This window comes from Nocardia sp. NBC_01730 (assembly GCF_035920445.1).
In the GTDB taxonomy this organism is placed as follows: Bacteria; Actinomycetota; Actinomycetes; order Mycobacteriales; family Mycobacteriaceae; genus Nocardia.
The window spans coordinates 8,412,298-8,424,858 of sequence record NZ_CP109162.1 but is presented as its reverse complement, the minus strand read 5'-3'; the positions used below and the strand labels follow the sequence as shown (position 1 = coordinate 8,424,858).

Sequence of the window (12,561 nt, the reverse complement as noted above, 5' to 3'; positions counted from 1 at the left end):
GATGCGTCTCCTCGTGCCGTGTCGTTGGCACGGGGACGATGACAGCGCCCGGTGCGCCGAAACCGCGGTACCACCCCGCTTGTCCGGCGCAGGACTCGCCGGACCTCTCATTGGGAGCTGTGACGGGCTCACCCGTTCGGTTCTACTGAGCGTCCGACCCGAGGGCCGTACCGCCGTTCTTCCGAAGACTCCCCGGTGATGGCCGGATCGCTGCCGTATTCATGTTTGATTCTAGCCAGAGCGGTCAACCCAGTTTGCAGGGCAGGTTACCGTTTGGCATGACGACCAGGAGGCGGCGTGGATTCACTCTCCGGCCTCCGCATAGACAGGGCGCTCACCAGCAGCAGAACAGCACCGATGACACACACGACGATGCATCCCCACGCCCAGAGCACCGATCCGGTGGTGAGCGCGGCCACGAGCATGGCGAAGCCGATCGCGGCAAGAACGAGCGTCAAGACGAGCATGATGACCCCCAAGGCATGCCAGGCGGCTCGACAGTTCCTCTAATGGTATGAACTGCTGCGCTCGGAGCGAGGCGCGCTACTTGCCACCCTTGGCGAAGGAGGCGGGCGCGAGGTTGTTCGCCGTGTTGGCGTCGGCGAACGCCTCACCGCCGTCGACCGGGACGGCCGAGCCACGGTTCTCCAGCTCCTCGAGCTGCGACTCCAGGTACGACTTCAAGCGCACCCGGTACTCCCGCTCGAACGTCTTGAGCTGCTCGATCCGGCCCTCCAGCACGGTGCGCTGCTGGGTGATGGTCGCCATGATCTCGGTGTGCTTGCGTTCCGCGTCGGCCTGCAGGGCGTCGGCCTTCTCCTTGGCCAGGCGCAACTGGCTGTCCGACCGGGTCTGCGCGTCCGACAGCATCGCGTCCGACTTCTGACGGGCGTCGGCGATCATGGCCTCCGACCGAGTTCGGGCGTCACCGACCAGGCGCTCCGAATTCGCCCGTGCGTTCGACAGCAGGTTCTCCGCTTCGACCTTGGCGTCGCTGGTCAGCCGATCCGCCATCTCCTGGGCGAGGCTGAGCACCTTGGCGGCCTGCAAGTTCGCGTCCGCGCCCGGCGCGTCCTTGGCCACCGGCGCCTGCATCGGAGCGGGCGGCGCGACCGGGACAGGGGGCTTGATCGGTTCCGGCGGCGGCGCCTGCGGCACCGGAGGTTTTGCGGTGTTCACCGCGCCGGGACCCCGATTCTTCTTGGCGTCGGCCAGTTCCGCGTCTAATTCGGCGACCCGCTGGCGTAGATCGGCGTTCTCCTCGATCAGACGCGAAAGCTCCTGCTCCACGAGATCCAGGAAGGCGTCGACTTCATCCTCGTTGTAGCCGCGCTTCCCGATCGGTGGTTTGCTGAACGCGACGTTGTGCACATCGGCTGGGGTCAGCGGCATGGAAGGATCCCTTCGCGCGTCTTTTGGAGATCTAGCAAGCTGTCGTCTCGGCCCATTCTGTCACACCGGAGCTACCGGTTGTCCGAGCCTGCCCACGATCGACATCAAGATGAACACGATGAAAAGCAGGACCATTATCGACAGATCCAGGCGAATTCCCCCCAGTGACACGGGAGGTATCAATCGCCTCAGGAGTTTCACCGGAGGGTCGGTGATCGTGAAGATCACCTCCAGCACGACGACCACGACACCGGTCGGCCGCCAGTCGCGGGCAAAGCTACGGATGAACTCGATGATCACTCGGCTGATCAGCAACAGCCAGAAGATGAACAGTACGAAGTACAGCACCGCGAACAAGGCCACGACTTCACTCTGCCGCAAAAATCGCGTCGCGCAAAATGACCGCGCCGAACCACCGGCAACCGGTCTGCTTCACCCCCCACATCACGACCTTATTTCTGGTTGTAGAAGCCGGTTTCGGCGATGCGTCGGCGTTCTTCGGCCGATACATCGACATCAGCCGGTGAGAGCAGGAACACTTTCGTCGCGACTTTGTCGAAGGAGCCACGCAGGGCAAACGCCAAGCCAGCGGCGAAGTCGACCAGACGCTTGGCGTCGGCGTTGCTCAGTTCGACCAGGTCCATGATCACCGGGTTGCCCTCACGGAAGCGCTCGCCGATGATCCGTGCCTCGCTGTAGTCGCGCGGGCGCAGCGTCGTGATCTTGGACAAGGGGCCTCCGTCCTCGAAGATCCCGGGCCGCCGCACCGGGGCGGGCTCGGGACGCACGCGCTCCTCCAGCCTGCGCTCCTCGGCGTCGGGATCGACGGCGAGCGCACCCCGGGTGGCTCCGCGCAGCACCTGCGCACTCCCGCCCGCACGAAACCGGCCCGACGGGGCGGACTCGATCCGGGTGGGACGTCGCGACGCCTCGTACCGGTCGGCACCGTAGGGCTCGTCGGCGTAGTCGTCGCGCCGCGACACCGGGTACCCCGCCGCCTTGTACGGCGACTTGTAGGCCGGCTCCGGGTATTCGACGTCGTCGAAACGGTCCGCACCGTAACGATCTTCGCCGTAACGATCGGCATAGCCGTCGCGGTCGGAGTAGTCACGGGGCCTCGGCCGGCGCGCGCCGCGCTCGTCCACACCCCGAGGGGCGCGGTCGTCGACGTAGTCGTCTTCGTAATCCTCGAGCGGAACCATGCCGAAGTACGCCTTGAACTTGTGCAGCGTGCTCATGACCGCGCCTCGCTGTCGCTCGGCGCCGTCATGACCACGAAGGTGGCTGCGTCGATTATTCGTTCGCTGCGCTCGCTCATTCTGGTCGACCTTCCTTCGGCCCCGGTGGCGGCCGGGTGTTGAAGTCTTGCTCAGCCCCTCGTCAGTCCCCAGCATATGTGTCGAATGTGACTGATGAGGTTTCTTTGCTACGCCGAGGTTATCGGCCGAGCGCCCATCAAGGCGGTACCGACACGCACAACCGTCGAACCGTGTTCGATCGCCGATTCCAGATCGCCGGACATTCCCGCGGAAAGTTCCGTCGCGTCCGGATGATCGGCCAACAGCAGAGTGTGCAACATCGCAATTCGTGCGAATGCCGCATCAGACTCCGCCCCCAAGGGCGGAATCGCCATCAGACCGGACAGCCGCAATCTCGGCGCGGCGGCGACCTGTTCGGCGAGCGCGGCGAGATCGTGCGCAGGCACACCGCCGCGCGTGGTGTCGTCGTCCAGGCTCACCTGGAGCAATACCCGAACCGGACCGGTACGATCCCCGGCGTCCAACGCGGCCCGCGCACCGGCGTCAAGGGCGGTTGCCAGACGTTCGCTGTCGACCGAGTGGACGGTGTGCGCCCAACGGGCCACGACCTTCGCCTTGTTCCGTTGCAACCGCCCGATCATGTGCCAGCTGATGTCGGCGAGTCCTTCGTCACGCAATGCCGTCACCTTGGTGGTGGCTTCCTGCTCGCGTGACTCGCCGAACTCGCGTCGACCGAGCCGATGCAGGATCGCCACGTCGGAGGCAGGGAAGAATTTCGTCACCGGCAGCAGCCGCACGGAGCCCGGAGCCCGGCCCGCCGCCGCGCAGGCCGCGTCGACCCGCGCGAGCAGACCCGACAGGTTGGCTTTCAACTCGGCGGTTCTGGCCGCGTGCGCCTCGGACACCACAGTCTCGGCCTCGGCGCTCATCAGGGCACCTCGCTGACGCTCGGCTCCGTCATGCGCGACTGCGCCCCGCGCCCTCCGCTCACTCGTCGACGCTTCCTCACGCTATGGCCTCCCGCCAAATCAGCCCGCCGATCCGGCCGGTCGGAGCTCCACGACGATGGCTGAACAGAGTGCGGTCCTCGATGGTGCAGCGGGGGTCGACGGCGACCCCGGCGACCCCGGCCTCGGTGAGCTGCCGGGAGATTCCGGCGCGCAGGTCGAGCGCGGGGGTGCCGCGGACGGTGGTGGTGGCGCTGCCTGGCAGGTGCGCCTCGACATCGTCGCGCATCGCGGCGGGAACTTCGTACTGGCGGCCGGAAGCGGCGGGCCCGAGGAAGGCGCCGATGCGGTCCAGGCGTGCACCGACGGACACCATGGCGTCGAGCACGCGCGGAACGATGCCGATGCGGGCGCCGATGCGTCCGGCGTGCACCGCCGCGATCACGCCCGCCTCGTCATCGGACAGCAGAATGGGGACGCAGTCGGCGGTGAGTACGATGAGCGCGAGACCTGCCACGGTGGTGACCAGGGCATCGGTCGCGGGAACCGGCTGCTGCCTCGGGCCGTCGACGATTTCGATGTTGCGACCGTGAATCTGTTCCATCCACACCAGGCGGTCGGGCGTCAGGCCGATCCCTTGGGCCAGCCGATCCCGATTGCGCCGCACCGCCGCCGGATCGTCACCGACGTGGTCGCCTAGGTTGAACGAGTCGTACGGCGGCGCCGAGAAGCCCCCAGCCCTGGTCGTCGTGACCCGTCGAACAGTAGTAATCGCCGCAACAGTCATGCGACGAGCCTAGTAGCGCTGAGCGAGCGCCGAGGAAATGCCCACGTAGGGTCGGATTGATCCCCCGCACTGTCTTCGGATCACGAAACGCACTCCCCCTACGCCGACTTTCACGATATCGCTTGCCCCACCCGGGGCACCGACCCACTGTGCCCCGCTTACCCCGCGCATCCCGGCCAAAGGCCGGGAGCTCACCACAATTCCGAGCTCGGTCCCGGCCTTCGCCGGAACCACTTTCCAGCTGCTAGCCCCTCCGCATGAAGGACGGCACGTCCACGTCGTCGTCATCGTCGCCGTCGGCATCCGGCGGCTGGATGTGCGAGCGCGAATTGTTCGCGACGGTCGGCTCGGACAGCGGGCGCGGCCGTTCGGTGTCGCGATAGCTCGGCACCGAGCCTCGACTGCTGGTGCTCGCCGTTGCGTCGGTGCTGCGCGCCGCGACCTCGCTGGTGCGGCTCTGCCCGATCTCGCCGGACCGCGCCGAACCGATGGTGCTCCGGCTCGTGGCGTCGAAGGTGCGCCGGGCGGGGCCGCCGCCGTCGAAGCCCGCGGCGATTACGGTGACCCGCACCTCGTCGCCGAGCGAGTCGTCGATCACGGTTCCGAAGATGATGTTGGCCTCGATGTGCGCGGCCTCCTGCACCAGCGACGCCGCCTCGTTGATCTCGAACAGGCCCAGATCCGACCCGCCCGCGATCGACAGCAGCACACCGTGCGCGCCGTCCATGGACGCCTCGAGCAGCGGCGAATTGATCGCGGACTCGGCCGCTTTGACCGAACGGCCTTCGCCGCGCGCCGAACCGATGCCCATCAATGCGCTGCCCGCGCCCGACATCACGCTCTTGACGTCGGCGAAGTCGACGTTGATCAGGCCGGGGGTGGTGATCAGGTCGGTGATGCCCTGTACACCGTTGAGCAGCACCTCGTCCGCGGAGCGGAACGCGTCCATCAGGCTCACCGCCGCGTCGCCGAGCTGCAGCAGCCGGTCGTTCGGAATAACGATGAGCGTGTCGCAGGACTCACGCAGCAGGTTGATGCCCACCTCGGCCTGATTGCCGCGCCGCTTGCCCTCGAACGAGAACGGACGTGTCACCACGCCGATGGTGAGCGCGCCGAGCTTGCGCGCGATCTGCGCGACGACCGGGGCGCCGCCGGTACCGGTGCCACCGCCCTCGCCCGCGGTGACGAAGACCATGTCGGCGCCCTTGAGCACCTCTTCGATCTCGTCCTTGTGGTCCTCGGCGGCCTTACGGCCGACCTCGGGGTCGGCGCCGGCTCCGAGACCGCGGGTGAGCTCGCGGCCGACGTCGAGTTTGACGTCGGCATCGCTCATCAGCAGGGCCTGTGCGTCGGTGTTGACCGCGATGAACTCGACACCTTTGAGTCCCTGTTCGATCATCCGGTTGACGGCATTCACACCGCCGCCGCCGATACCGACGACCTTGATCACCGCAAGGTAGTTGTGCGGGGGCGTCATGGGCTCTGGCCTTCCTTCGATCTAAAGCCTGTCGTTTCCGGATTCTCGGCACGTTGCCTTTTCGACCCGATCCGTGGGTCGGGTCGCTTCAGGGAAGCGACCCGCGGCTCGGCAAACCCTAAACCTGAACCATAGGGTTAGCGTAATGTCAAGTATCCGACTGGTGCGGAACGCTATTCGCAGCCGGCGCGATACGCGCGCAGGCGCGCCGAAACGAAAGTCAGAATCTTGTGTGATCCCGCTCGTCTCGCCGCTCCACACATCGTATGGTGAACGGTTGCCCCCAGGGCCCCTTCTCGGCGTCGGAACTCGTCCCGGACCACCGAAAATTCCCTGGGCACAATGGGTGTGGATCACCTTACCGTGACCAGATTCGGACTCGAAACATCGAACACCGTTCCGGGGCGCGTCAACAGCGGTAACACGACCGCCGACTTGCGTTCGGCATCATTTGCCCCACCCCAGAGTACCGTGCGACCGTCCTTCAGATTCAGGGAAATATCCGAAATGGACCGTGCGACAACCTCACCCACCTGGATACCCAGTGCAACGGGCGCAACGGCGAGCACCGAAACCGCGGCGCGAGTCACCGGGTCGTCGCTGCCCGGATGATCGGTGACCACCTTCGGCACGCCGATCGGCGCGGCGGCCTCGATCGCGAATTCCACACTCTGCGCGTCCAGCAGATGCGCGCCCTGCGGGCTGACGTAGAACAACACCGGAACGCGCTCCACTACTGTCACCCGGACCGTGGACGGAAAGACCCGCTGCACCCGCGCCGTGTGCACTTTCGGAATGCCCGCAACCCGTCGGGCGATCGCAGTGGTGTCGATCCGCAGCATAGAGCGACCGGACGGAATCTCGACCAGATCGCGCACCTGTTGTTCGGGCACCGCGGACACACCCTCGATCCGCACGGTGCGCACCGAGAGCACCGGCGTAAACCAGGCGACAACCCCGACCACCGCAAGAACGCACACACTCAGCAACGCCCACCATCGAATCCGGCGCCATTCGCCCGCGTCGAACCGATCAGCCGCGGATCGCCCGACCCCGCGCACTCCGGGTCACCGTCCGTGCTGGGGCCGCGCCCGTAGCCCGTCGAGGATCTGACTGCCGAGCATGGTCACATCGCCCGCACCCATGGTGATCACCACATCGCCCGGCAGGGCAAGCCCCGCGACCTGACGACCGACCCGGGACATATCCGGCTGGTAGTGCACCGGTTTCGTGACCGCCTGGGCCACCAGTGCGCCGTTGACACCGGGCAGCGGCTTCTCCCGTGCGCCATAGACGTCGAGCACGACGACCTCGTCGGCCAAGCTCAACGCGGCGCCGAAGTCCTGTGCGAAAGTCGCGGTGCGGCTGTAGAGATGCGGCTGGAAGACCACGATCACCCGCCCCTGCCGGGACCGGGCGCCGTCGCGGGCTTCCTGCTGGACCAGTTCGGCGGCGGCGCCGAGCACCGCGCGCACCTCGGTCGGGTGATGGGCGTAGTCGTCGAAGACCCGCACGCCGTTCTCCCGTCCGGCGAACTGGAACCGGCGGTGCACTCCACCGAAACCCTCCAGGCCCTGGATGATCTCGCCCATGTCCGCGCCGGCGGCACGGGCCGCGAGCAGGGCGGCGAGCGCGTTGAGCGCCATGTGCCTGCCCGGCACCGACAGCCGCAGGGTGCGCGGCGCGGCCTCGTCGGCGAGCTGGAACTGGGCGATGCCCCCGACATCACGCGGCTCCCAGCTGTGCAGCCGAGCGCCCACCGCGACCGGCGCGTCGGCGAGATCGCCCGATCCGTAGCCGAGCACCTGGACGTTCTTCGCGGCCAGCCGCGCGCCTACCCGTTCGGCCAACGCCCGCGAGCCCGGATCGTCCAGGCACACCACAAGCAGTCCGCCCGCGGCAAGGCGGTCGGCGAAGTCGTCGAAGACCTGGACGTAGGCCTGGTCGGAACCGAAGAAATCCAGGTGATCGGACTCGATGTTGGTGACCACCGCGACGTCCGGGTCGTACTGCAGCAGCGAGCCGTCGCTCTCGTCGGCCTCGGCCACGAAGATATCCCCGGTGCCGTGGTGGGCGTTGGTGCCCGCCTCGTTCAACTCGCCGCCGACCGCGAAGGACGGGTCGAACCCGCAGTGTTGCAACGACACAATCAGCATCGACGTGGTCGAGGTCTTGCCGTGCGTGCCGGAGACGAGCAGCGTGCGATGCCCTCGCATCAGCGCGGCGAGCACGGCCGGGCGCAGCAACACCGGGATGTCGCGCCGATGCGCCTCCACCAGTTCCGGATTGGTCTTCGGGATGGCCGCGTAGGTGGTGACCACCGCGGTCGGGCCGCCCGGCAGCAGGTCGAGCGCGGTCGCGTCGTGGCCGATCCGCACCTGCGCGCCCCGGGCGCGCAGCGCGAGCACGCCACGGCTCTCCTTGGCATCGGAACCCGAGACCGCACCGCCGCGGGCGAGCAGAATGCGGGCGATCCCGGACATCCCGGCCCCGCCGATGCCCACCATGTGCACCCGCGCCAGCTCCAGTGGCAAAGCGGAACGCTCGGTGGTGGCCTTTGATCCCACCCTGTTCGCCGTGGTATCGCTCATGCCTCCACCTCGCTAGCGCTCGGCTCCGCCATGACCGAGAACTCGGCTGTGCTCATTGTCCGCTCGCATCGCTCGCTCACGACTTCACCTCGCTGACGCTCGCTCACTGGCGCGCCACCTCCATCACGATCCGCGCCACCTCGTCGGCGGCGTCCCGGTGCCCGGCGCCTGCGGCGGCCCGGCCCATCTCGATCAGCCCTGCGGGATCCATGAGCAGTGGAATCACCTCATCGGTCACATACTTGGGCGTCAGTTCCGAATCGGGGACAATTCTGCCACCCCCCTGGCGCACCACCGGTCTCGCGTTGAGTTCCTGCTCCCCGTTGCCGTGCGGAAGCGGCACATAGAGCGCGGGCAGCCCGACCGCGGAGACCTCCGCGACCGTCATCGCACCCGACCGGCAGACCACCGCGTCGGCGGCGGCGTAGGCGAGGTCCATCCGGGAGAGGTACGGCACCGCCACATAGCGGGAGCCGCCCACGCCGGAATCGGCGAGCGCGAGCGTGTTCTTGGGCCCATGCGCGTGCAGCACCGAGATGCCTGCCGCGGCGAGCTGCGGTGCGGCGGCGGACACGGCCTCGTTCAGGGTTCGCGCACCCTGAGAACCCCCGAATACCAGCAGCACCGGCCCTTCGGCGGGCAGACCGAAGTGGGCGCGCGCCTCGGCCCGCAGCGCGGCACGGTCCAGGCTCGTGATCGATTCGCGCACCGGAATGCCGATGGCCTGGGCGTTCCCCAGGCCCGAATCCGGAACGGCGGCAAGCACGCGCACAGCGCGACGCGCACCGATCTTGTTCGCGATGCCCGCTTTGGCATTTGCCTCGTGCACCACCACCGGTACCGCACGCCGACGGCGCAGCACGCCCGTGCCCGCGGCGAGATACGCGGGCAGGGCCACATATCCGCCGAAGCCGATGATCACGTCGGCGTCGACCGCGTCGATCACCGCTCGGGTCCTGGTCACCGACGCCCGCACCCGCCCGGGCAACCGCAGCAGGTCCGCGGTGGGCTTGCGCGGCAACGGAACCGGAGGGATCAGCTCGAGGGAATAGCCACGGTCCGGAACCAGCCGGGTCTCCAGCCCGCGTTCGGTGCCGAGCGCCGTCACCCGGATCGAATCGTCGAGCCGCCGCAATGCGTCCGCCACCGCCAGTGCCGGCTCGATGTGGCCCGCCGTGCCGCCGCCCGCGACGATTACCGAGATCACCTAGATCTTCCCCGTTCTCTTGCGTGATTGACCGGATAACTGGGTTCCCATGCTCTGGTGGCACGCGCCGAGCTGGTGCCGCGACTCTCGGGCGACCGGCGCCGCGCCGGTTCCGCGCCATAAGGCGCGCGACCGCCGGGCGGCAGCGCCGACGACCTGCGAGCGGCAGGCGACCTGCCGCGCCGGGCGGTCCCTGCGCGGGCCACGCTCCCCCTACCCGCTGCGTAAACCTCGGGTTTGGGCAGCCGCAGCAGCCTGCTGAACCGACCGTCCTGCCCGGCGTGCAGCGCGGCCACCGCCTCCGGCTCGTGCCTGGCGGCGTTCGCGATGATGCCGAACATGAACAGCGTGATGGCCAGTGACGACCCGCCCGCGGAGACCAGCGGCAGCTGCAGGCCGGTCACCGGGAGCAGGCCGACCACGTAGCCGATGTTGATCAGCGCCTGCGCGGTGATCCAGGTCGTCGCGGTCGCGGTGAGCAGCCGCAGGAACGGATCCACCGAGCGGGCGGCGATGCGCAGACCGGTGTATACGAACAGCGCGAACAGGCCGAGCACCAGCGCGCAGCCCAGATAGCCGAGTTCCTCGCCGATGATCGCGAAGATGAAGTCGTTGTGCGAGTTGGGCAGGTAGCTCCACTTGGCCCGGCTCTGTCCTAGGCCGCGGCCCCAGATGCCACCGTCGGCCAGCGAGTAGAGCGCTTGGCGCGCCTGGTAGTTGATGCCCTGCGGGTCGTCACCGGGATTGAAGAACGCGCGCATCCGATCCGAGCGATAGCCCGCGGACAGCGCGAGCACCCCGGCGGCGATCGCGCCGGACAGCGCGATCGTCACGAACAGCCGCACCGGCAGACCGCCGAACCACAGCAGTGCCGCGAGCACCACGCCGAGCGCGATGGTGGTGGACAGATTCGGTTGCAGCACGACGAGCAGGCACACCAACAGACCGGCGGGCACCAGCGGAACCAGCATTTCCTTGAGGCCCGCGTGCTCGGAGCGGCGGGAGACCAGCAGGTGCGCGCCCCACACCACCAGCGTCACCTTGACGATTTCCGACGGCTGCACCGAGACCGGCCCGAGCATCAACCACCGGCGGGCGCCCTGCACCTCCGACCCGATGCCGGGGATGAGCACCAGCAGCAACGCCAGCACCGACAGCGCGAACAGCGGGAACGACCACTGCCGCAGCCGACGCAGCGGAATACACAGCGCAAGATAGAACAGCACGGTCCCGACCGCGGCGAACATGGCCTGCTGGATGAACAGCGAGTAGGCCGATCCGCCGTCCGCGTACGCCTCGACGCTGGAGGCCGACAGCACCATCACCAGGCCGAGCACGGTGAGCAGGGTGGCGATGGTGACCACCAAGTGAAACGACGCGAGCGGCCGCGCAAGCCAGGCCCCGAACCTAGTGGCCGCCGTACGTTTGCGCCGCGCCGATTCGGTCATAGCTGCCGCCCGACGTCCCCGTCTTCCAGGGTGTGCACCGCCGCTGCGAAGCTGCGGCCCCGGTGCGTGTAGTCGGCGAACATGTCCAGTGACGCGGCAGCGGGAGCCAGCAGCACGGTGTCGCCGCGGCGGGCGAATCCAGCTGCCGCGCGTACGGCGCGGGCCATCACGGCGTCGGCCGCGGCGGTACTCGACGCTTCGTCACCCATCCCTGCATCGTCTCCCGCGAGCAGCTCGACGACCGGGACCTCGGGCGCGTGTCGCGCCAACGCGGCCGCGATCACCGGCGCGTCGGCGCCGATCAGCACCGCGGCGACCAACCGGTCGGCGACCTCCTCGACCAGGTCCTCGACGTGCGCGCCTTTGAGCTGTCCACCGGCCACCCAGATCACCTGCGGGTGCGCCAGGATCGATGACCGCGCGGCATGCGGGTTGGTGGCCTTGGAGTCGTCCACGAAGTCGACTCCGCCCAGCTCGCGCACGAACGCGGCACGGTGCGGACCGACCTTGTGCTCGATCAGGCCCTCGCGAACGAACTGCGGTGCGACGTCGATTGCCCTGGTCAGTGCGGACGCGGCGAGCGCGTCGGCGACACCGGCGGGGCCGGGCGGGCTGATGTCGCCTACTTCGGCGAGGATGGCGGCCTTGGTGAACGCGCGATCGAGCAGCTTGCCGTCGACCACGCCGAGTTCGCCGTCGGCGGGCACGCCGATGCGGAAGCCCACCGTCCTGCGCGCCTTGGACTTGCGCACCAGCGAGGCCGCGACCGGATCGTCCAGACCGACCACGCCGACCCGGCCAACCAGCGCTCGCGCCTTCGCTGCGGCGTAGGCGTCCAGACCACCGTGCCAATCCAAGTGATCTTCGGCCACGTTGAGCACCACCCCCGCCTCCGGGCGCACCGACGGCGCCCAATGCAGCTGGAACGATGACAGCTCGACCGCGAGCACCTGTGGGCCGGGACTTCGCCGCAACGCGTCCAGGATCGGAAGGCCGATATTGCCGCAGGCGACGCTGGCGATACCCGCCGCGCGCAGGATCGCGTGGGTCATCTGCGTGGTCGTGGTCTTGCCGTTGGTTCCGGTGACGACCAGCCATTTGCGGACCGGACCGTAGATCCTGGCCTGATCGACCCACCAGGCGAATTCGACGTCACCCCACACCGGCGTGCCCTCGGACACCGCGGAGGCGAGCACCGGCGAGTCCGGCCGCCAGCCCGGGCTGGTGATCACCAAGGCGAACCGGCTCCAGTCCGCAGATTCCAGCTCGGCGCAGGTGGCCACGTCCAGTCCGAGCTCCGCGGCTTCGGACAGCGCCGCTGCGCCGCCGTCGGTGACCACCGGACGCGCGCCGATATCGTGCAGCGGTTCGACCAGCGAGCGCCCGGACACGCCCCAGCCGGCGACCAGAACATCCCGGCCGCGGAGGAATTCGAGCATGGGCCCCGGTGAAC

General features: G+C 68.3%; 12 protein-coding genes. All 12 read right to left on the bottom strand.

The genetic code is table 11. The annotated features are described in order from the left end of the window. Window positions 1-266 precede the first annotated feature (266 nt). The 12 genes from OHB12_RS34780 to murD all read right to left on the bottom strand — a co-directional run bounded on the left by OHB12_RS34780 (window position 267) and on the right by murD (window position 12,547). Window positions 267-467 carry a hypothetical protein gene (locus OHB12_RS34780; protein ID WP_327114539.1) on the bottom strand — a complete coding sequence of 67 codons (201 nt, stop codon included), beginning with the start codon at window positions 465-467 and terminating at the stop codon, window positions 267-269. Between the two features lie 76 nt (window positions 468-543). After that, window positions 544-1,392, bottom strand: coding sequence for a DivIVA-like cell division protein Wag31 (gene wag31 / locus OHB12_RS34775; protein WP_327114537.1), 849 nt, complete (start codon window positions 1,390-1,392; stop codon window positions 544-546). Between the two features lie 60 nt (window positions 1,393-1,452). Then, a complete protein-coding gene (locus OHB12_RS34770; RefSeq protein WP_327114535.1) occupies window positions 1,453-1,755 on the bottom strand; it encodes a YggT family protein in 303 nt (100 codons plus the stop codon). An 89-nt stretch (window positions 1,756-1,844) separates the two neighbouring features. Continuing rightward, entirely contained in the window at window positions 1,845-2,630 is a 786-nt protein-coding gene (locus OHB12_RS34765) for a cell division protein SepF (protein ID WP_327114534.1), read from the bottom strand. Window positions 2,631-2,818: 188 nt separating this feature from the next. After that, window positions 2,819-3,580: a YggS family pyridoxal phosphate-dependent enzyme gene (locus tag OHB12_RS34760; protein WP_327114533.1), complete on the bottom strand. Its 762-nt coding sequence runs from the start codon at window positions 3,578-3,580 to the stop codon at window positions 2,819-2,821. A gap of 76 nt (window positions 3,581-3,656) precedes the next feature. Further along, window positions 3,657-4,385, bottom strand: a complete 729-nt coding sequence (gene pgeF / locus OHB12_RS34755) for a peptidoglycan editing factor PgeF (RefSeq protein WP_327114532.1) — start codon at window positions 4,383-4,385, stop codon at window positions 3,657-3,659. Between the two features lie 244 nt (window positions 4,386-4,629). Beyond that, window positions 4,630-5,862, bottom strand: a complete 1,233-nt coding sequence (gene ftsZ / locus OHB12_RS34750; RefSeq protein WP_327114530.1) for a cell division protein FtsZ — start codon at window positions 5,860-5,862, stop codon at window positions 4,630-4,632. A gap of 353 nt (window positions 5,863-6,215) precedes the next feature. Next, window positions 6,216-6,923: a cell division protein FtsQ/DivIB gene (locus OHB12_RS34745; RefSeq protein WP_327114528.1), complete on the bottom strand. Its 708-nt coding sequence runs from the start codon at window positions 6,921-6,923 to the stop codon at window positions 6,216-6,218. Window positions 6,924-6,929: 6 nt separating this feature from the next. Next, window positions 6,930-8,453, bottom strand: a complete 1,524-nt coding sequence (gene murC / locus OHB12_RS34740) for a UDP-N-acetylmuramate--L-alanine ligase (RefSeq protein WP_327114526.1) — start codon at window positions 8,451-8,453, stop codon at window positions 6,930-6,932. 103 nt (window positions 8,454-8,556) lie between these two features. Next, entirely contained in the window at window positions 8,557-9,660 is a 1,104-nt protein-coding gene (murG, locus tag OHB12_RS34735) for an undecaprenyldiphospho-muramoylpentapeptide beta-N-acetylglucosaminyltransferase (RefSeq protein ID WP_327114525.1), read from the bottom strand. After that, window positions 9,657-11,108, bottom strand: a complete 1,452-nt coding sequence (gene ftsW, locus OHB12_RS34730; protein WP_327114523.1) for a putative lipid II flippase FtsW — start codon at window positions 11,106-11,108, stop codon at window positions 9,657-9,659. Before ftsW ends, murG begins: the two co-directional genes overlap by 4 nt. Further along, entirely contained in the window at window positions 11,105-12,547 is a 1,443-nt protein-coding gene (murD, locus tag OHB12_RS34725; RefSeq protein ID WP_327121753.1) for a UDP-N-acetylmuramoyl-L-alanine--D-glutamate ligase, read from the bottom strand. The genes ftsW and murD overlap by 4 nt, the downstream gene beginning before the upstream one ends. Between the last annotated feature and the right edge of the window lie 14 nt (window positions 12,548-12,561).

Bases quoted from the DNA above. Each gene is read 5' to 3' on its own strand.
- OHB12_RS34780 (WP_327114539.1), bottom strand. From the start codon at position 467: ATGCTCGTCTTGACGCTCGTTCTTGCCGCGATCGGCTTCGCCATGCTC.
- wag31 (WP_327114537.1), bottom strand. From the start codon at position 1,392: ATGCCGCTGACCCCAGCCGATGTGCACAACGTCGCGTTCAGCAAACCA.
- OHB12_RS34765 (WP_327114534.1), bottom strand. From the start codon at position 2,630: ATGAGCACGCTGCACAAGTTCAAGGCGTACTTCGGCATGGTTCCGCTC.
- OHB12_RS34760 (WP_327114533.1), bottom strand. From the start codon at position 3,580: ATGAGCGCCGAGGCCGAGACTGTGGTGTCCGAGGCGCACGCGGCCAGA.
- pgeF (WP_327114532.1), bottom strand. From the start codon at position 4,385: ATGACTGTTGCGGCGATTACTACTGTTCGACGGGTCACGACGACCAGG.
- ftsZ (WP_327114530.1), bottom strand. From the start codon at position 5,862: ATGACGCCCCCGCACAACTACCTTGCGGTGATCAAGGTCGTCGGTATC.
- murC (WP_327114526.1), bottom strand. From the start codon at position 8,453: ATGAGCGATACCACGGCGAACAGGGTGGGATCAAAGGCCACCACCGAG.
- ftsW (WP_327114523.1), bottom strand. From the start codon at position 11,108: ATGACCGAATCGGCGCGGCGCAAACGTACGGCGGCCACTAGGTTCGGG.
- murD (WP_327121753.1), bottom strand. From the start codon at position 12,547: ATGCTCGAATTCCTCCGCGGCCGGGATGTTCTGGTCGCCGGCTGGGGC.